Source organism: Anaerobiospirillum sp. NML120449, assembly GCF_023051105.1.
Classification (GTDB): Bacteria; Pseudomonadota; Gammaproteobacteria; order Enterobacterales; family Succinivibrionaceae; genus Anaerobiospirillum.
Genome location: NZ_JALKIL010000005.1, coordinates 165,417 through 185,851, shown reverse-complemented (window position 1 = coordinate 185,851; position 20,435 = coordinate 165,417). Strand labels below are relative to the sequence as shown.

The 20,435-nt window shown below is 53.5% G+C and carries 8 protein-coding genes; 3 read left to right on the top strand and 5 right to left on the bottom strand.

Annotated elements, in window-relative coordinates; translation table 11 throughout:
• Positions 1–2,070 precede the first annotated feature (2,070 nt).
• Positions 2,071–2,478 (top strand): dihydroxyacetone kinase phosphoryl donor subunit DhaM, encoded by a 408-nt coding sequence (gene dhaM, locus MXE41_RS02865; protein WP_246977618.1) that lies wholly within the window; start codon positions 2,071–2,073, stop codon positions 2,476–2,478.
• A 323-nt stretch (positions 2,479–2,801) separates the two neighbouring features.
• Here the strand turns inward: dhaM and MXE41_RS02860 are convergent, their stop codons facing one another.
• The 5 genes from MXE41_RS02860 to MXE41_RS02840 form a co-directional block, all read right to left on the bottom strand.
• Positions 2,802–5,420, bottom strand: coding sequence for a PD-(D/E)XK nuclease family protein (locus MXE41_RS02860; RefSeq protein WP_247099291.1), 2,619 nt, complete (start codon positions 5,418–5,420; stop codon positions 2,802–2,804).
• Between the two features lie 2,240 nt (positions 5,421–7,660).
• Positions 7,661–9,301, bottom strand: coding sequence for a LutB/LldF family L-lactate oxidation iron-sulfur protein (locus MXE41_RS02855; protein ID WP_247099290.1), 1,641 nt, complete (start codon positions 9,299–9,301; stop codon positions 7,661–7,663).
• Between the two features lie 810 nt (positions 9,302–10,111).
• Positions 10,112–16,597 carry an autotransporter outer membrane beta-barrel domain-containing protein gene (locus MXE41_RS02850; RefSeq protein ID WP_247099289.1) on the bottom strand — a complete coding sequence of 2,162 codons (6,486 nt, stop codon included), beginning with the start codon at positions 16,595–16,597 and terminating at the stop codon, positions 10,112–10,114.
• Between the two features lie 1,119 nt (positions 16,598–17,716).
• Entirely contained in the window at positions 17,717–18,466 is a 750-nt protein-coding gene (locus tag MXE41_RS02845; protein ID WP_247099288.1) for an SIMPL domain-containing protein, read from the bottom strand.
• Between the two features lie 133 nt (positions 18,467–18,599).
• Positions 18,600–18,749, bottom strand: a complete 150-nt coding sequence (locus tag MXE41_RS02840) for a hypothetical protein (RefSeq protein ID WP_247099287.1) — start codon at positions 18,747–18,749, stop codon at positions 18,600–18,602.
• Positions 18,750–19,128: 379 nt separating this feature from the next.
• Here MXE41_RS02840 and MXE41_RS02835 point away from each other — a divergent pair, with 379 nt between their 5' ends.
• Both MXE41_RS02835 and MXE41_RS02830 read left to right on the top strand, forming a co-directional pair.
• Complete coding sequence (locus MXE41_RS02835) at positions 19,129–19,734, top strand: sugar O-acetyltransferase (protein ID WP_247099286.1); 606 nt, start codon at positions 19,129–19,131, stop codon at positions 19,732–19,734.
• Between the two features lie 112 nt (positions 19,735–19,846).
• Positions 19,847–20,095 (top strand): hypothetical protein, encoded by a 249-nt coding sequence (locus MXE41_RS02830; RefSeq protein ID WP_247099285.1) that lies wholly within the window; start codon positions 19,847–19,849, stop codon positions 20,093–20,095.
• Positions 20,096–20,435: the final 340 nt, after the last annotated feature.

Sequence of the window (20,435 nt, the reverse complement as noted above, 5' to 3'; positions counted from 1 at the left end):
GCAAATTTTTTACTATGTGATCAAAATCTCGTTTTTAAGTGAATCTAAATTGTTAAAAAGTGATCCTGGTATCACATTTTATTTTCCGAATTTGATCCTTGGATCAAATTTCACGCTTTGTGCGTAGGCCCTGCCCTCTGCCGGGCGGCCCTCTGGCAAGCTGTGACAGTCTGTCTGGTGACTTATGAAATACACCGTACTGACTGCTCAATGAGCTGTGACCCGGCCAGTAATTATGGCTGGGCTCTGGTTCTTTACCAGGCAAAGGCCCTTGCCTTGCGCATGCAGGCTGCTGTCCTGCCAGCCAGCATGCGCAACTTGAATGCTCAATTCAGCCAGGCCAGACCCTGCACAGCCAAATTCGACGCTCACCTCCCTGCGTTTCTCACTTCCCTCTTTCTCTATTTCCCTGCCACCCAAAACAGTCTTAACGGGCGGCTGGCAACATCACTCTTTCAAATTAAGGTGAAGCATCCGTCTGGTGGGAGGCAGATATGCGGCACAGCTGCGTCACAGCTGCGGCTTTGTGGTCAGCGGGTGTGGGGAGATGCCTGATACGTTGAGAGCCATACGTATTGGCTGCAGACGGGTATTGGACTGGGATGTTGACCGTGCGCGTGTACGTAAATGACCAGGGCTGTGAGCTGGCAGTCAAAGTTTGACAAGTGTCATGGTATTGGGCCGCGTGCTCTTTATCAGCAGCGATACGGTGCGCTATACTGCACTGAGCCGTAATCTGCAGCCATACTGTGATGGTATGCAGGGCTGTTCAGGGCCTGAAGTCCTGGAAGCTGCGGCTGTGGTAATTAGTGATTGTTCTTTTCCTGAGCTGACTGTTTCGGCATGCCCGGGCATTTATCCTTACAGCCTGAGGCCCTGCCATTCAATTGTCTTTTCCCTGTACTTTATCCACTTCATCTCAGGGGATGATATCCCTGGGACCTGACCTTAATTTTCCTGATGTGCATTGCCGCTGACCTCCTCTTTCATCCGTATGGATGAATAAAGCAGCCTGGCCAGATGGATGAAGAAAGCAGCTGCCGGGCCGGCACATTCAGCCCTGCCAGGCCCGGCCTTTCAGCCATGCTGGCCAGTCCTGCCTGTACAGGCAGGGCGTGCCCGTCCTGACGGGCTGCGCACTACTGGTTGTACGACTGTGCCTCCCGTCCACTTAGTCTCAATGTTGCTGTGCTATGCTGAACATGGGGGACTGGATGCCCGATTAGTGGTTCCAGAACCGTCCCGGCAGCTGAGCCGGCTTAGTCTGGCAGGCCAGGCAGGCTTCTGTCAGACTGGCCGTAAGTTCAGGCCCTGTCGTTGTGCGAGTCAGGTACTTACAGCTGTGGCTTTGCAGGGCACTTGTCTGACTTTAAGGCTGATCGGCTGCCGTATGGCGGCTGTTCTGGCCATGTGCCGCCCGCCATGGTGCTTTTTGCCCTATGGCGCTGGTAAGGGTACTGAGAATGCTTTGGGGCTGGCAGCTGCAGAGCAGCTGACTGTGCCCGATGTATGCGCGCCTGATGCTGGCCTGTTGGCACTGCATTGTGCTGCTGTGCGGCTTGATGTCGTCTGGGCTGACCTGGTGCCGGGCTGTCTGGTACGGCTGGGCTGACTGGATGCCAGTGCCTGCTTTGAGCGGCGATGAGTGCTGCGCTGCCTGACTATCATGACCATAATGTGTTGTCAGGCATGGTCTGTAAGGCTGGTCACAGGTTCATTTTTTCTGCTGAGCTGGTGCTGGTGACCGGGCTGTTTGGGGTTTGTGGATGTAATCGTTTACCTTCCCATATGCTTCGGATTGTCTGTTTGCAGCTGTGTGGCAGCGGCCAGGGCTTGCCTGTATGACAGGAGAGCTTTGGCAGACTGGTATACAAGCATGGCGCTAAAGCGCGTATTAATGGGCTTTGCGGGCTGAATTGCTGTCAGGTGGGGCGGGATAAGTGATTTTGTCATATCCAGGTACGGGGCCGGGCTAATCAGTGATAAAATACACATGGTATGTAAGGAATCTTTGACCAGGGGTCAGAGTGTCCTTGTTTTATGGCAGCTCTGGAGAATCAAGGAGTTTTTATGATTGGTATTGTTGTTGTCTCTCACAGCACTAAGGTAGCTGAAGGCATCTGTGACATGGTTCAGCAGATCTCCTCACGAGATGGTGCTCCTATGCCTATTTTCCCGGCTGGCGGCAATGCTCAGGGCGGCCTTGGCACTGATCCTCAGAAGGTTCTGGACGCTATCAGAAAGGCTGATCAGGGTGAGGGCGTAGTAGTTTTAGCTGATCTGGGCTCCGGTGTTATTTCCTCCCAGGCCGCTATTGCCATGCTCGAGGAGCCATTACGTTCCCGCGTCAAGATTGCCGATGCCCCAATTTTAGAGGGTGCCGTAGGTGCAGGTGTTGAGGCAGCTTCTGATGGCGAGTCTACCCTTGATCTCGTAGTCTCCACTGCCGAGGGTGCCCGTCAGCTTCACAAGAAGTAAGCGCAGGCAGCTTCGGGCTGCTCAGGCACATTCACAAAACCCATGCTGCCCGGAAAGCTATTCCGGGGCATGGGTTTTTTCATGCCTGCAGTCGTCATCCGGCCCGGCTGACAGGGCCGGCCCACAGGACCGGCCAGCCGTCCATCCTGCGACCATGGGCCAGTCGGCAAGCCATAGGCCTGGGGACAGCCTGGCCGGCGCATCTGAGCGCTGCAGCCGTTGCCGACAGTCCTGATTACTGGATCTGACAGGAGGTTATGACTGACGGTATGGTGGCCCTTGCCGCTTTGGGGAACTGAGCCATGACTGGCTGCAGGCCGTTGTCAAATGGTGACCCAGTCGGGGATAGCGCACATGGCCTTGAGGTCAGAGCAGATTTGCCCTGAGATATGGGCGGCCAGAGCACGGCGGCGGGTATCGTCTGCAAGGCACAGAGCCAGAGACTTGTCCATGCGGTAAAAGTCAGGCTCGTCGGTGCCGCTGTCCATGATGTGTCTGCTGTCCTTGTTGTCCCTTCTGATACTGCTGTCGCTGCTGTGCGGCTGCTCAAGGTTGCAGGTCAGATAGCGGAAGTTGATAAAGCCGTCAGTCTTGCGTGCACTGGCCGTATAGCCAAGGTATTCAAGCAAAGAGGCAAAGCTGTCAGTAAGGTGAATGAACTGACGTTCTACCTGCTGGCCATGGGCATCAAAGAGCACAGGGCCGTAATACATCTGTTCGTAAAACTCGACCTTAAAGGCGATACGGCTGCCATCAGGCAGGTTTTTAATACACAGGCACAGTGACGAGCAGCAAGGACAGTCAGAGCTGTAGATATCCATCAGGTATGGTAAGGATGAGCTGTCATCAGGCTCAAGCTGCAGCAGCCATTGCTCAGGCTGTGCCACAGTCTTTTTCAGGGTACTTAAATCTGACTTCAGGGCTGTACTCAGATCCTGCCAAAAAAGGCTCATCAGCCGGGCGCGCACCTGGCTTAAGACATCACCCATATCAAAAAGAGACCCCAGCATACGCCTGTCATCGAGCAGGGACTGAGCAAATGATGCGGCGACCGGGTCTACTGTGTTGTTGTCACTCATATCAGCAAGCAGCTCCTTATACTGGTTAATACAGTCCTCAAGACGTACAGGCAGGCTCAGATGTCCCGGGCAGCATTCCAGCCATTTGATGAGATCATCGCGCCATGACATGCATACTGTAGATCCGGCAACTGACGCAGGCAGTCCTGTAAGGCTTATCTGCTCTGGTGCATGTCCATCAGGGGTGATATAGACAAGGACAATTTCCTCATTGAGCCAGCCCTGATTTTTAAGTCCTCTCCAGTAGCGCGCCAGTTGACGGGGCTGATCCGAAGCATAAATCTTATTTTCTATTACCAGAGCCAGGCGTCCTGAAGGCACCTGAGCCTCAATGAGGATATCAATAAAGCCCCGCTGCCCCTCATCATCGCAGGTCAGGTATTCGCAATGAGCACCCAGCAGTCTGAACTTCATGCCGAAGTGAGCCTCAAGATTAGCCCCAGCCCGGCCCTCATCCCGCACGTTGCCGTCATCGTCCCCGGCTACAGCACTTGCACTGTTCCCTGTGTCACCCATGGCCGCGTTCCCGGCTACAGCACTGGCGCCGTTCCCGGCGTCACCCCTGGCTGCGTTCCCGGTACCAGCACTGGCAGATATGTCGGCATCACCAGCTATCCCGGTATTCTCTTTACTCCGGGCATAACCTGATGGCGCCATGTCACAGGACTTCGCTGCATCATGCAGTGCCCTGCCTGAGGTAATGCTGCTGCAGCTGCTGCAGCAGCTGTGGTCAGGGCACTGAGCTGATGCAGCTTCATGAGCTGCACAGATGCATGCGCCTGTTTTCAGGCTGCCCGTCAGGGCTTCACTTGCATCGGCCTGGCTATAGTGAGTATTACCCTGTTCAGAATCCTGATCATGGACTTGGCCATGGCCAGCCCCACAAGTGCTGCAGTCCTTGGCGATACTGCCGTCCTGGCTGCCGCAGGCTGCCTGCCTTGCATGGCAAGAAGAGTCATTGCCCTGGTACAGGCCGGTCAGGATGTCATTGCCATTTTCAGTTTCACCAGGCTCGCAAAGCTCAGATACTCGGGATGAGCTGGCGCTGGCTGTCCCAGAAAGCGTGGCTGCGGGTGAAGCTGCAGATGCAGCTGCAGATACAGCTGTGCCCAAAACGGCTCCCTCAGGGGCAATATAGTTGCACAGAGGTGATGGAGCACAGACATTGTTGCCAAGGTAGCCAGGGATGCTGTGGCTTGCTGGACAGCCCTTGCTGTGCAGGTGGCCAGGGACGTTTTGGCAGCTGTCTGCGACAGCCTCATCCCTGCTGTGTTCAACTGTGTTGTCCGGGCAATGACAGACAGTGCTGTCAGATGCAGCTGCCAACTGGGTCACTGTCGAAGCAAGGTCAGCACAAAGGCTCGCACCAGAACTGTCCTGATCGCCATCATACCCTGCACCGGCACCAGCCGCGGCACCAGTATCAGTTGCGCAGGTTGCTGCAGCCCTTGCTGAAGGGCATAGTGCCTGGGTATCTTGTGGCTGGCTGGTGCAGCTGCTGCGGGCTGTGGCGTTCAGTTGTGGGCTGTTGTAGCCTGGCAGTTCTTTGCTTTGATCTTCGGCATCATCATCATTATCAGGCTGCAGGCACTGGCTTTCCTCAGGATCTTTCAGGCTTACTGTTACCAGAGGATTGAGCATGCGGAACTGAATCTGTCTTACCAGCATGCGTGCCAGATCCTCACCATGGTGAGGATCGCTTAGCAGGGCATGGATAAATCTGCTGTGAGCACGCTCATCTGTGCTCAGACCAAAAAGGGAAAAGAGATTGAGATTGCATGGCCGCTGCACGCGCTGCTGCTCATGCCGGTCTCGGGCATGAGCATAGTCCTTAAGCAGCTGCATCATCATATTATTATCCATGCCATTGCTTTCCAAAACAGGGAAGAGAACCATGCCCTCCCTTTGCCAAAAATAACTGCTTGCCAGGCAGGAGCTGTTTCACAAGCTTCACTGCCAGTTTAGCCTGAGCTATCGCCTGCCTGACCCCGCAACCTGCCTGAGCCATAACCTGCCTGACCCCGCAACCTGCCTGAGCCATAACCTGCCTGAACCCGCAACCTGCCTGAACCATCACCAGCCTGAGCAATCATAGGCCTGAGGCCGCATCCTGCCTGAGCCCGCATCCGGGCTGTACTGTTTATTCCCTGCACAACCAGGCATTATAGGCTCCTGCGGCTGCCGCCGCTTATAAGTAAGCTCATCAGCTGCAGTTCAGATTTCATTCCATGCCATGAGCACAGTTTTTGGGGCTGACTGTGCCTAACTTTGAGAATGGCCAGTGTCAGTCTTGCTGACTGCCAGCAGCATAACAGCTCATAGCTTGTCCATGCCCCTAAGCTCAGCTCACGGTAATCATCAGTCCAGTATGCCTGCAGATTCACGGGATAACAGACTGTAAGCCCGTTTGACAGAGCATATAGCGACTGCTCTGACAATTGAGGTGTATGCAGGTCTGAGCAAAGGCGTTTGACATCCAGTAGCCATTGTCTCTGACCTTTCCATTGGACAGCCGCAATTGGGGCGGCATTTGAGCTGCATTTGGAGCGGTACTGTTGCCCTGATGCATGGGCTTACCTTGCACTGACAGGTTGTGGTGCCGCAATGGACTGTCATAGCGGCAGAGCTGAAGCTGCACAATAGCGCACTGGGCACTGCCAGGGCAAGGGCAGCCTCCAGTTCGTAATTCATAATGATGACAGTCCTTGTGTCACATGGGGCATATTATGCGGCGTATTAACTTACCTTGAGCACGATCTGGATACGGCCTGGTAAATCAATGGAAAAGCCTGGTAAAGCCTGTTAAACCCATGGTGCAGCCAGGTATGTTTCTGCTGCCCCAATAAGCATATTCAAATCATCCATGGCGCATACAGACGGGGCTACATCTCTCATAAAGGCCCGCAAAGGCAGGACAGAGCCAGGTCAGAACCATATCTTATTCTGACGGCTGTCATCAGATTCAGGCGGGAGATGAGCCAGCAAATGATGCCATGCAGCCATGCAGCCCTGGCTGCCAGGATGATTAAAAGCTTTCCATGGCCATATGCCGGGGATTATCTTGTGGTGCCTTCCAGTGAGGTTAGCCCGGCATCAGTGATACCATATTCCTTGGAGCTCAGTGATTTGTTCAGCCCGGCCCTGCAAGGCCATCGCAGGTGCGGCCAGGGCCAGTCCATGGACGGTCCAGGCATGACTGCAGTGCCCAGTAGCAACAGTCATACATGCTGCTGTCCTGAGAGCAGCGCGTGCGGCTGCATATACAGGAGAGATGGTGGAACAGGACAGTCTGCTCGGGCAGCAGTATGTACAGGACTGCTGGTGGATTAGGACAGTCTGATCATGCTGGTACCATGGCAAGGCCTGTCTCAAGTACGTATTCCTGTGGTCACTGTATGTTTGGTTATGGAAAGCAACTGTGATGCCTGGAAAGCAGGATCTTTGAAAGTCAGGCAGTTGAGGGAAATGCAGCCCTGGCTCTAAGTTTGATGGCCGGGCTATGCAGTGCTGCATCAGGCTATGGCAGGGGCAGCCAGCTTTATTGGAGAGGAAAGATACCCGCTCAGGTGTAACAGTGCAGGGTGCTCAGTTGCAGGTAAGGCCCTGCAAAGGACACAGGTGCTTGCAGGCTGGGAGAATATGTCGGACCTGTTGTCTGTGATCTTGCCTGTGCAGGTGGGAGTGATAGGGATTTTCCTGTGCTGCTGGAGGGGATTGCAACAGGATCGCTTGCTGTCGGCCATGCCTTTTGTGAGTTGACTGCACCAGGACCAGGCTCTTAACCAGGAGCATGGCTATCAGGACAAAATCATGGCCATCAGCCATGACCGGACTTGGGCAGTGAGGGCAACGGCCGGGCTTGAGCCCCTGGATGCGGGCCAGCTGCCACGAGCAGAGCGGGCCATGAGAACATGGCTATGGCCCTGGCCAGCAGTCACCAGCAGAGCCAGCCATTGGGGCAACGGCCGAGCTTGAGCCACTGAATGTGGGCCTGGACCTGGGCCAGGCAGTACCTGGGACGTGGACGTGGGCCTGTAGCCATGGCAGTGGCAACTGGCAAGGGCGCTTAGTCGTTACTCCTTGCAGCATGACTGGGTGCTGTCCTATTCAACGGTCACGTCTGGCAGGTCGCGTACTTTTTTGACCAGGCCTGATAAGGTGCCCAGCTTTGGCAGCTCTTTGTAACGGGCCCATCCTTTAATGCCCGGGGTATGCGGGAGAACAGGTTTGAGTATCGAGTTGAACATGACAGCCGAGGCGGCTCCCATGCTCCACAGCTGGCTGTTTACAGCTGCACGGGCGTACAGCTCAACAGCCATTCTTTCAGCCTTTGAGCCGTCATCTGAAAGCTGTGGTGCCTGAAGAGCCGACAGCTGCTGCGCGGTGGCCTGCTGTTCAGGCAGGGCCTTGTCTGTGCCAGGGCAGGCATCGGCTGCTCCACCAGAGGCAGGCAGTTCAATGGCAGCGGAAGGGGTCGTGTCAGCGGATAAATGAGCCTGCCCGGCTGCAGATGCGGCGGCAGTGGCCGCAGCGCTCTCTGCCTGGGAGGGCTGAGGGATGCCGGGCATCTGGCCTGCGCGTATGGCGCGCAGGTGGCGGATAAGCCGGGCAAGGGGAATCTTTTCCGGGCAGACTTCGGAGCAGCGGCCGCACTGGGTGCACAGTGAGAGCATTTCACCATGCTCTTTGATGCCAAAGATATTAGGGGTGATGACCTCGCCAATCGGTCCTGTGTAGATGCTGCGGTAGGCATGGCCACCTATCTTGTCAAAGACAGGGCAGAAGTTAAGACAGGTGCCACAGCGTATGCAGCGTAAGGCCTCGTGGAGCTCACGGTGAGCAAGCAGGGAGCTGCGCCTGTTATCAAGCAATATGACATGGACTTCACGTGGTCCGTCCTTTTCACCTGCCTTGCGCGGACCGGTGATGATATTGCAGTAGGCAGGGATAAGCTGACCTGTAGTTGACGGGGTAAGCAGATGGGCAAGGGTAGCGGCATCTTCAAGGCTTGGTACCAGTTTCTCTATACCGCAGACAGCTACATGGATATCAGGAGCTGTGGTGCACATGCGTCCATTGCCTTCGTTTTCTATCAGCCACAGGGCTCCCTCAGAGGCCGCTGCAAAGTTAACCCCTGATATGCCCATTTTCAGCCGGGCAAAGTCAGAGCGCAGATGTTCACGGGCTATGGCATTGAGCTTTTCAATGTCTGACTCCAGGGGAGCTCCAAGGTGCTCATGGAAAATCTGTCCCACCTCATAGCGGTTCTTATGCAGGGCCGGTCCCACAATATGTACCGGCATCTCCCCATTGAGCTGAATAATAAGTTCGCCCAGATCAGTCTCTATGGCATCAATACCACGCTCCTGTAAAAAATGGTTGAGCTTTATCTCCTCTGTGGCCATGGACTTGCCCTTAAGAACACGCTCAATGCCCCGGGAGCGCATCAGCTCATAGACAATGGTGCAGGCATCCTCTGATGTGGAGGCGTAATGAACCTGCATACCATTGCTCACAGCCTTGCGCTCAAAAGTCTCAAGCATTTGGCCCAGACTGTTGAGAGTCTCATCCTTAATCTGGCGGCCACGTTCACGCAGTCCCTCCCAGTCAATAAATTTGCTTTGTATAGTACGCTGGCGGTTGGCCTGCATAGTGTGCATAGCGGCGGCCAGATTTTCACGCATCTGCCTGTCCTCAAGCTTCTGCTGAACAATGGTTTTATGAGCAATAGCTAAAGCGTCCATGTGCTGTCTCCTGGCCAAAAAAACAGATCCCCGCCATGTCCCGGGCAAATAAATCGGGCACTCTTAACTGCAGGAGCGTCTATCTTAGCGCCGCACACATCAGCTTACGAGGTCTGCACAGCTACGGATCCGAAGCTGTCTGTTGAGGTGCAATTCCTGACCGTTATGGTTCACGGCCAGCCAGGTCCCAGCCAGGCCAGGGCCTGCCTGGCCAGGACCTGGGGCCAGGTAATCGGCCAGAGCACTGCCTGCAGGCTGACTCCGCCATGGCAGTGCCATGCCGGAGCCGTGTCATGTCACGTCATGCCATGCCGTGATGTATCAGGGCAATGCCATGCAGTGCCATATGGATGCCGGGAAATGGGCATGGCTGGACTGGTGAGGAGGCGCGGTCTTTGGGCTTAACTGTTCAGATTATGGAGGCCGTATTATGGGACGAGGCTGTGATGACTTAAGCTGACGGGAAAGATAAGACGAGCTGAGCGCGATGACTGTGGGACAGGTAGCCGGGCTTTGCTGGCTGCGGGTATGGATTTGACCAGTGTTGTGGGGCTATTACAGTTATAAACTATTTTGGAAAGTGATTCTGGTGTAGGGTATGTCGCGACAGCGGCCGGGGAGATTGATGGCCGGTGCAGCTGAGGGAGGGTATGGTCGATGACCGGCAGCCGGGCGGGTCGTCCGGATCTGATGAGCGGATGGGTGCAGAAAAAGGCAGGGCCGCACCCGTGAGGGAGCGGCCCTGCTTGCTGGGGCTGAGCTCATGCAGCAGCCCCTGGTGCTGTCCGGACAGGCCGGGCAGTAGCGTTATTAGAAGTCGTAGCGGGCAGAGGCATTGACGGCAACGTCGTCTGCGTTCTTGGAGCCCTTGTAACCTACGCCGACCTCAGCTGAGAAGGCACCGTTCTTGACGCCCAGACCAGCCTTGACGCCATAGGTGATCTCATCGGTAAGCTCGTTCTGAACTGCAGTAGACAGGTTCTGAGCACCGGCCCACTGTACATTACCCTGAGTATCGGTATCACCAAGGTTGGCGGTGACATCAAGAGCAACCGATGGCTTGATATTCCAGGTACCGGAGGTGATGGTACGGGAAATATTGATACCTACAGGTACGGATACCATGGTGGAGGCATCAGCACTGTATTCGGCTACCTTGCCCTTATCACTGTTAACAGTGTAGCTGTCGGTCTTGACGTGAGATACACGAATACCGGCATAAGGGCTGATACGGGTGTCACCAAGGTCATTGTTGTAGTAGGCCTTGACACCGGCACTGATATTGGTGGCCTGAGCATCAGCAGTCAGACGGCCGCTGGTTGCAGTCTGGGCCTCAACATCACCCTTGCTCACAGTTACGCTGGCATCAGATACGACGGATAACTTGTTGTAATCGTAACGGGCATAAGCACCGGCACCAATGTACTTGAGATCGGATTTGACGCCATCACCAATGCCATTGCCTGTACCGTCAGCGGTACCGGCGTGGATTTCACCACCAACAGCCAGCTGTGGATGCAGGCTGATGTCAGCACCAATGGTGACGCCCTTCATGTCCAGATCGGCACCGTAGGTACGATCGTCAGCCTCGAGATCCTCGGACTTGAAGTCGTGGACCTCAGGAGTGAACCACAGAGAAGCACGGCCATCGGTGTTGACCTTGGTTGGGCTGGCATCGGTGCTGTAGCGGGATGCCAGACGTGCGTTGACAGTCTCGCTTACATTACGGGAAGCCTGAATGGCTGACTGGGTAACACCGCCCATCTCACCCATACGTGCAGCAATTTCAGCATCACGGCCTGATACGGAGCCGGTAGTGATATTGTGCAGCAGAGGGTTGTAGGCTGCCTTGTAGACATCATAGCCACCGCTGGCATTGCTTACAGCAAGGTAATCATTCTTGTTGAGAACCTGACCGGTAGCATCCTTGAAGTCCTTGCCATCGTAAGTTACACCGGCTGCGGCGCCATTGTGTACTGTGCCACGGCCAACTTCACCCAGCTTGTTCTGAGGGTCAGAATAGGCAATAAGAGTCTTTCTGACCGGAGCGGAGGCATCGGTAAAGAGGCTGCCGGCAGCATTTCTGTTGATGGTGAGCTGGATATCCTTAATCTCACCTGGGTTTAAGCCGCCTTCGAGCTGGTACAGACCGTTGACGGACTCAACAGCAATGGCCTGATTACCCTCAGTCTTAAGCTCGGCATAACCGGCACCCTTGTTATCAGCAATGAGCTTGATAGAAGAGGTGTTGTTAACATTACGTCCGGCCAGCAGGATCTTGGCACCCTTCTGAGCGTAGACCACAGCATTTTCGTTTTCAAAGGTAACTGCAGCAACGCCTGAGGTGGCAGCGCTGTGGCTTACAGCCAGAGCTGAGTTGGCGCCCAGATAGAGGTCAGAGCCGTTAACATTCTGGGTGTCAGCTGCAGAGGCTAAAGCCATGCCGCCCTGATAGCTCTCAAGGGTTTTAGTAGCATCAACAACGATCTTCTTGCCATTCTGTACGGTAACAGGCTTGGCTGCGTAGAATACGGCACCCACAGCCTTGCTGTCCTTTGCAGGGTCGATAAGAGAACCGTTCTTGTCCATGAGAGGACCAAAGGCCTCACGCAGCTCGTTCATGGCAGCATTGGCATTGGAGGTATCCACACCAACAGCCACGATGGAGTTCTGCAGAGCCACGATGTTGCCATCGATGACGCCAGCAGAGGCCACAACCGGACCGGTGCCGCCATTGTCACCGCCGGTACCGCCGCCGGTGCCGCCGCCAGAGCCGCCCTCACCGCCAGTGCCACCACCGGTGCCGCCGCCAGAGCCGCCCTCACCGCCAGTGCCGCCGCCGGTACCACCACCGGTGCCACCGCCAGTACCACCACCGGTACCACCACCGGTACCACCACCGGTGCCACCACCGGTGCCACCACCGGTGCCACCACCAGTACCGCCACCGGTGCCGCCACCGGTACCACCACCAGTACCGCCGCTGCTGTCACCACCAGTACCACCCTGATTTGCGTCAGGGGCAGTGGTGTCACCAGCTGCAGCCAGAGCGTTCATCAGGGCTGGAGCAGTGGTCTTGCCCACGGTGTTCATAGCCACGATGGATACTGGTGAGCCATAGGCCGGATCAGCGTATAAGGTACCGCCTGCCAGGTCGAGATTACCGGCAATCAGGGAGGCTGAGCCGCCGCCTGTTACAGCAGTATCGTCTGAACCGACAATCAGGTCCTTATTGGCGGCCATGGTGACATTGGTAGCACTGGTAGTGCCGCCTGCCAGATGGGTGCGACCATTGAAGTTTACGGTGTTGAGCTGGTTGTTGCCATTGAGGGTAGCGTCATCATTAATGGTGGTGTTGCCGCTAACCTGCAGGTTGCCGGTATAGTTAATGGCCTGACCGCTGCCGGCGCCATCACCCTTAACAGTGAGCTCTTTGGTGGTCAGCAGACCCTGGCCCTTGCCATTTGCTGAGGAAGCAAGGAACTTGACACTGGTCTTGCCGCTGCCACCCTCAACATTGATACGGTCGTTAACCTCGAGAGTACCGACATCAACACCCTCGGCAACAACGGTATGGCCGTTGACTGAGAGCATGGTGTTGTCAGTACCACTGACCTTGGCAATATTGGTAGTACCAGTACCACCAGTAGCCAGTGTGGTAGGAGCTGTGGAAGTACCATCGGTCAGAGTTACAGTGCCGATGTTACCGCCATTGTTCAGAGCGCTGTAGGAGCCGGCAGTAATAGTGGCATTGGCGACCTTGCCGGTGTTCTTATCAACAATGTAGTTGCCACCGTTGCCCTGAGCATAATTCAGGGAACCATTACCAAGGGTGGCGGTAGCACCATTGAGCTCTACGGAACCAAGGTTCATGCTGATGGTGTCATTGGTATCGACATTGGTCAGCTGAGCCTTGTTGAGCTGCTCGGTCTGAATATCAGAGAAGTTGCCGTTTTCTACGTCAGCAAAGTCCTTGATCTTGTCCCAGTCGAGCTTGTTGTCTTTTCCGACCTCAATACCCTTGAGCTTGGCATTACCGAGCTTGAGGTAACCGGACTTGAGCAGACCGTCTGAGGTAAGGGTGCTGTTGTGCATGAACTCTTTACGCAGGGCTGCTACATCAGATGCAGTCAGCTCGACAGAAGAGTCGAAGTCCAGGTTCAGAGTACCACGCTCATTAAGTACGATGACATTGGCATAGAGTTTCTGTGGGTCGATATCGGCAGCAGTCTTATCATTGGTGGACTCATTGCCAGAGCTCTGACCACCTGAGGTGCCCTCAGCATACAGATTGCCAGCGAGCATTCCGGCAGTCTGCTCAGCATCTCCCTGGGCTTCAGGAGTGCCCTGCTGACCACCCTGTTCGCCTCCTTCTGGGGCTGGAGGTGCTGGAGGATCCTCACGAAGCTTAATACCGGCCAGGGCCTCCTTACCAATGGTAAGCATGGCGTCACGGCCAATAACAGTAACAGTACCTGAGGTTACCTTGTATGCATACTCTTTAGCCTGCTCTTCAGTGACGCTGCCTTCAGCCTTACCTACAACTGCATCACCCCATACCTTTACATCGCCTGCAGTCATGTTCAGGTTCTTGATGGTGGCAACAGTGCCAGCATGAACATCAAGAGCGGAACCTGATCCCAGGGTCATTTTGTTGAATGAAACGGTTGGACGGCCCTCACCATACTGAATATTGGCGGTGCTCATGCCATCGATGGCCTTACCAACAGAAATGCGACCGTTGGTGGCCTCAACATCAGAGAGATTCCAGGTGCCGTAGGCAACAGCCAGCTCTGCCTGACGCTGTGCATCCTCACCATCAAGCTTGATGTTGGCAGAGATCAGGCCCTTGCTGTTTGAGTGGGACTCGAGCTCACCACGTTTGCCAGCCTCGCTGAGATTGCCCATCTCATCTTTTTTGAGGGATGCATGACCAAGCTCAAGAGCTGCAACTGAGGTTTCACCGATGATAATAGTATTCTGATTGCTGCTGCGTACTTCATTGCCAGCAACCAGACGTCCAGTGCTGATGATAAAGTCGCCTGAGCCGACATCTGTACCGGAGTCAGCTACATTAAGGTTGAGCTGCTTGCGGGCAAGAATGGTATTGCCCACACCGATGTCGATCTTGTCGCCCTGAATCCAGGCATTTTCGGTGATCAGACTGTTACCTGAACCCTCAAAGCCAATGAAGTCAGTTGAAACCTTATCACCAGCAGCTGCATAGGTCTTAGGCTTCTCATCAGAGCTCATGTTGACCAGCTTGGAGGTCTCAAAGCCACGGGTATCACCCTTGAGGTCACCCTGAAGATCAAGAGTAGAGCCTGAGCTTAAGACAACAGCCGCACCGGCAGCTGTATCTGCCTTACGGTTGCCCTTGACGTTAAGGAGCTCATCGAAGTTGGCCTGATTAATCTTGATGTCAGACTCAACAGCTTTAACTGTTGTTACATTGGATGCATGGGCGGTAACTTCAACAGTGCCAGCAGTCAGATCAAGTTGACCACGGCCGGTGTACTTAACGTTTTCACCGAGGTCTTTGATAGAGCCATTGCTCTGAATCAGGATCTGATCGTCAGCAACAGCATTATTGAGCTTGAGCTTGCCTTTTACTGCAAGGGAGCTTGATGCACCAACCAGATCTGCATCATTCTGGAAGCCGCCAATCTGCAACTTACCGCCATTGAGGGTAATGTCATTTTCAGCAGTATAGTGACCGGCTTTAACAGTCAGGGTACTGCCTGAATCAAGCTGAACGTTGCCCTTTACAGTGCCCTTATCTGCTACGTTGATGAAGTGATTCATACCAGGACGGTATGGATTCTCTTCCTTGTGGACATTCTGCAGCTCAACCTGATCCTTGAGGGTATAGTGGCTGTCAAGCTTGTCATCATAATTCTTGAATGTGATGTTGGAAGCTGCACGGACAGCTTTGAAGCCGAGTGATGAGGCACTTCCGGACTGCTCGTGAAGAGTTACATTGTCAGCAGCCAGAGTGATCTTGCTTGCGGCATCTCCAGTAAGGGCAGACTTGACCTCAAGGTTGTCAGCACGAACAGTGCTGCCTGACTCGCCTACTTTGATCTTGCCGACACCGCCAGCAGTGCTGAACTCAAGTGAGTTAATCTCTGCGGACTGACCAGCATCAGCAATCAGGTAGAGCTCGCCATTGTTGCCCAGCTCAACTGCACCGGCCTTGTCCTGGACGGCAGCTGAACCGTCAGCGCCAGTCTGGTTGTCAGCTGACAGATAGGACTGGAGCTGAGCATTGCTGATCTTCAGGGTGGCCTTGCTGTTACCAGTGCCCACCTTGATTGAGCTGTTCTCGGTTGCAGCAGTAACAGTAGAACCGGTACCAATCTCAAGGGAGCCACTGCGAACTTCGATTGCACCATTTGTTGAGGTGCCACTTTCTGTGTGGCCCAGAGTTACCTTGCTGTTGTTGATGCTCAGGTTGGCAGTCTGCTTCTCTACAGCAGCCAGAGCGGTATCAAAATCAAAGACAGCAGTAGCTGTACCGCTGCCTGAACCCTTGATGTGGATGTTGGTCTTGTCAATCTTGCCCTGGGCCTTAAAGGTACCGTTACCCTTAAAGTAAATATCGCCACCCAGAGAGTCGACCTTGCCATCAAGGACTGCATTCTCAGCAGCAGTACCGTTGAAGACAATCTCACCATTGTGTCTAAGATTGGTGACTGAGCCATCGCCAGCGCCCAGCTTGCTGTCAGCACGACCAAAGATGGCCTTTCCGCCGTTACCGTTGATAACGACGTTACCGCCCTTCACGCCGCCGCCAATGGTTACATTGCGTGCTGATACCTGGGTCTTGCCACCTGATGCTGCATTGACATTGAGGTAGCCCTGCTCAATGGAGGCAGAGCCAATGTTCATGTCGAATTCGTAATTGCTGTTAGAGCTGCCAAAGTTAACGATGGCGGAGTTGTTGGTGCTCATATTGAGCGAACCGGCACCAGTTACTGTGGTCTTGTTTTGTTTTGGAGTGAAAGTAAGGCCATTGCCAGAGCCATCGGTAACATTGAGACTGGCTTCCCAATTGTTGGAAGCACCGGTAATTTCGATGTTTTGCTCTTTTTTCTGGGAGAAGCTTACGTCGCCCTTATTGGCCAGATCGGTAAATGCATTGATCTCAGCGGCAACTGCTGTGTTGACCGCGCCGACGGCTCCGATTGCAGTGCCCAGGAGGGCTGTTGATGCCAGTCCCTTGACGTAGGCATTGTGCAGCACTGCTGAGTATTCGGCAGTTAAAAACTTGAGGGTTGAGTTTGTCTGTTTCATTTTTGCTTCCATTTAGCAGGAAGGCAGCGTGGTTTCCCGAGCGATACCACCCTGCATTGGAGAAATTTAACTAAATTAAACTGAACCTCAAGTCTCACAGCGAAAGGCAAGACCCAAGTTCCAGAAAGACCGCCCTTTTCCTGCCCTGCGCTGTCGGGCTGGCCTCTCAATGTCCATACTGGACAGCAAGTTAAGGCCCAGACCCTGTAGCAGAGTGCTGGCAGATTTATTCGAGCATCAGGCTGATTCGGCATACATGTGCAAAAGCATGCAGCGGCTGCACCGCTGCAATCTGCAGCAGCGGCCGACGGGGACGCCGAAAGATACCAGTAAGCACCGATATCAAGGCCCTTTGCTGTAAATGACCTGGCTCATGTGCTGCCTGCATGGCAGGCATGAGGGCACAAGAGCCGGGCAGACCGCACGCAGCTTCAGGCTGCATGCGGCTGTCCTAATGCTCAGTCCTTATGTCCGCTCACAGGCGGCTACATAGCCTGAGACAGGCGTATTTTTCAGGCCGCAACCCGGACTCAGGCAGGGTAGGCGGCAAAAAAGGGAGGTATGGTGCTGACAGAATGCGGCAAAATTGGCCATAAAGTCCAAAGTTACACTACGGGACGTTCTGTCAGGCATAGTTACATTTGATGTTAGCACGCATCATGCCATTGTGCGCCTGTATTTGCGCAACGAAAGGAGCGTACCTCACAATTTATGAATATGTGCTGTCTCTGCCTGATCTTAACGGCCTTTAACCTCTCTTCTGCAGTAGCAAAGTGTGACCTATAATCTGTAGACAGAGTTTAAGGGATCAAAAAGCCAGACAGGACGGAGCGGCTGTTATCCTCTCGAGCATGGAGAAGAACTCTACGTCCAGGCCGCAACTGAGCTCAACAGGATCGTTACCATGCTGCCAGACCGATGTCAGTCTGTGAAAAGGCCAGGCAGCTCAAAAGCAACAGACCCCGCTCTGGCATCCAGAGCGGGGTCTGAGTCAGAAAGGACATTACTCAAACGATCTGTACGGCAGGCAAAGCGCCGTACCAGACCGGCGGAAATCCTTTCTGAGCAGTATGACTTGCAGCAGGCTCAGCTGCTTAAAGACAGCTGCGCAGCTGACTGTTAGTCATCAATGTTGAAAGAGGCATTTACGGTGGAGCTGACAACAATAGGCTCAATCGCATAAGTGCTTACAACTGCTGAATCATTTTCAGCCATAGGAGCGGCGTAGGCCAGAGCGCGGTTGCTCATGGCGCGGTAAACGCCAATATGGCGATCCTGGAAGTTCAGGGAGCATGGCTTGCCCAGTTTGACCTCAAAGCCGTCAGCCAGTAACTGAGCGCGCTCACGGGCATCAGCTATAGCGAGCTTTGCAGCTTCCTTTTCGTGCTTCTTCTTGTCAGACAGAGAGTACTCGAAACCGGAAATCTGGTTGATGCCTGACTTGATGGCCATATCGTTAATCTTGCCAATCAGAGCAAAGTCAGCAATCCTGATTGAGACGTTGCGGCTGGCCTCGTAACCAACGAGTTCCTGCTTTTTGGCCTTCTCGTCGTAGCGATAGCTGGCTGTTACCACAATGGAGTCAGCAACGAAAGCCTGCTTGTCCAGCTTAAGGGATTCAACTACCTTTGAGAAAGCAGTAACAGTCTTCTCTACTTCCTTGCGGGCCTCATCGGGTGTGGCCTTGATGGTCATGACACGGTAGTTGAGGGTAGCGCGGTCCGGCATAACCTTAACCTCGCCCTCTCCAGTAACATTAATCTTTCCATAATCCATAGAACACTTCCCGTGGCCAGCCATGGCAACGTTTGAGGTAAGGGCGGCAACAGCCAGAGCCAGAGCGCTGATACTTTTCTTGAACTTATTCATGGAGACCTCATAAAACAGTCATGGGCAGGGCGGCATACCTGTCAGAAGGTCTTTCCCCAAAGCCGGTCTGACTTACCCTTATCCCCTAAAGACACAAGGACAGGAATCACTTTGGAATTGAGCTGCTGCTGTCTTACAGCAGCTCCGGCCCGGCACTGATTCCCGGTATGCCGTTGCCGGTCTTAATGACCACGGATTCATGATAGACCGGCAAAATTAGCACGACCTTAGATACTGCATAATCACAGTTGGAGCCCGCCAGCTGGCCTAAATGCTGTTGCATGATCCTTATTGCAGTCACTGACAGCACCAGTTCTGGTAGTCCAGGTGAACTTACAGAACATGACCATGGTAAAAGCTTCCGTAAACGCTTTCGGTAAAGGACAGAATAGCCCGTCACAAACAGTTAACAGGCCTCAACTAACCGCATAGCACCATGGGTATGAGAGCAAGCTGCTGGAGACTATATCCTGACGTGGCAACACAGGATAAATAAGGATCAGGAACAATTTAATGCACCTGTCATACTCTCAGAATCTTGTCTGTATCAGGCCATTTGGCTAAGATAGCAAAGTGAATTCTAACTGCCCGTCTGCGGGCCGTAAGCGTTAACGAAAGCTGCGGCTCAGGTGTGTGCTTGAGGGCCTTTTCTGGAGAATCCCATGTTTTTAGATACCAAAAGCCGTTTCCCTTTCCTCCACACAGGTGAGCTTTATGATTCCAGCATAGCCGAGCTGTGCACCGAGCAGCGCAAGTGCCTGAAATCCATGAATGAGTTCAATGCTTCCGGTTATAACGATCTTGAACGCCGTTCCCAGCTCCTTAAGGAAATGTTCTGGTCAGTAGGTGAGAACTGCTTTGTTGAGGCCCCGGTTCGTATGAACTTCGGCGGTAATCACGTTATCCTGGGCACTGGAGTATATATTAACTACGACTTCTGCGCTGTAGACGATACTTTCATCACCATTGGTGATTACTCTCTGATTGGACCTCGTGTAGTGATTGCCACTGCTCTGCACCCGGAAAACCCTGAGCTGCGTGCCCGTGCCTACCAGTTCAATCGTCCTGTCACCATTGGCAAGCGCGTCTGGATCGGTGCCAACGTCACTATCTGCCCTGGTGTAACCATTGGCGATAACTGCATTATTGGCGCAGGCTCTGTTGTAACAAAGGACATCCCGGCTGACATGGTGGCTTTCGGTACCCCATGTCGCGCCATTCGACCAATCCGTCCGGATGATTTTGCCTGTCCTGAGGCTGCACAGTAACAGCAGCATTAATAGGAGTATCCCTTACCAGGACTTGAATCCCTTTCTGAAAGACAAATAAACCTGGTGCACTGTCCTCACAACATGGCTATGAGACTGGATGCACCAAAAAATGGGCGCTTTCCAAAATGGAAAAGCGCCCATTTTTATTTCAGAAAACAAAGCATACCGTGCACTGCGTCATGTACAAAACAAACATATTGAGCCAACTCTTCCTGCACTGCACATATTAAAACAATGGGATACCCCATGGTTATGTGTTGAAAAAGAACAATTCCAGAGTAAGTTTACATCCCGATTTGTAGAGCAGATCCAGTCAGCCGCCAATCACAGTCGCAATATAAAATTATTATCATCATAGCCACCAGCACCTCCAGCACCAGAACCAGCAACGCCACCACAGCCAAACTAATCAGAATCGGAAATATTCATTACAAAACATAAAGTATTACAGGCAATATAAAATGAGATCTTATGTTTAGGAAAGTATCTTTCAAGGGACTGAGCATAATTTAGTGATTTTTTCTTACGCCAGGTTGCGCCGGGTAGTTTTTGATTTACAAACGCCGGGAAACACCAGGTAAAGCAATGCCGGGCGTGTAAAAATACCCTGATAAGGAGACCTGGAAGATGCTTTTCAAAAACTAACGAATTGCATTTAGATCAGAAACCAAACTTTTTCGGAAAGCGTCATTATTTGC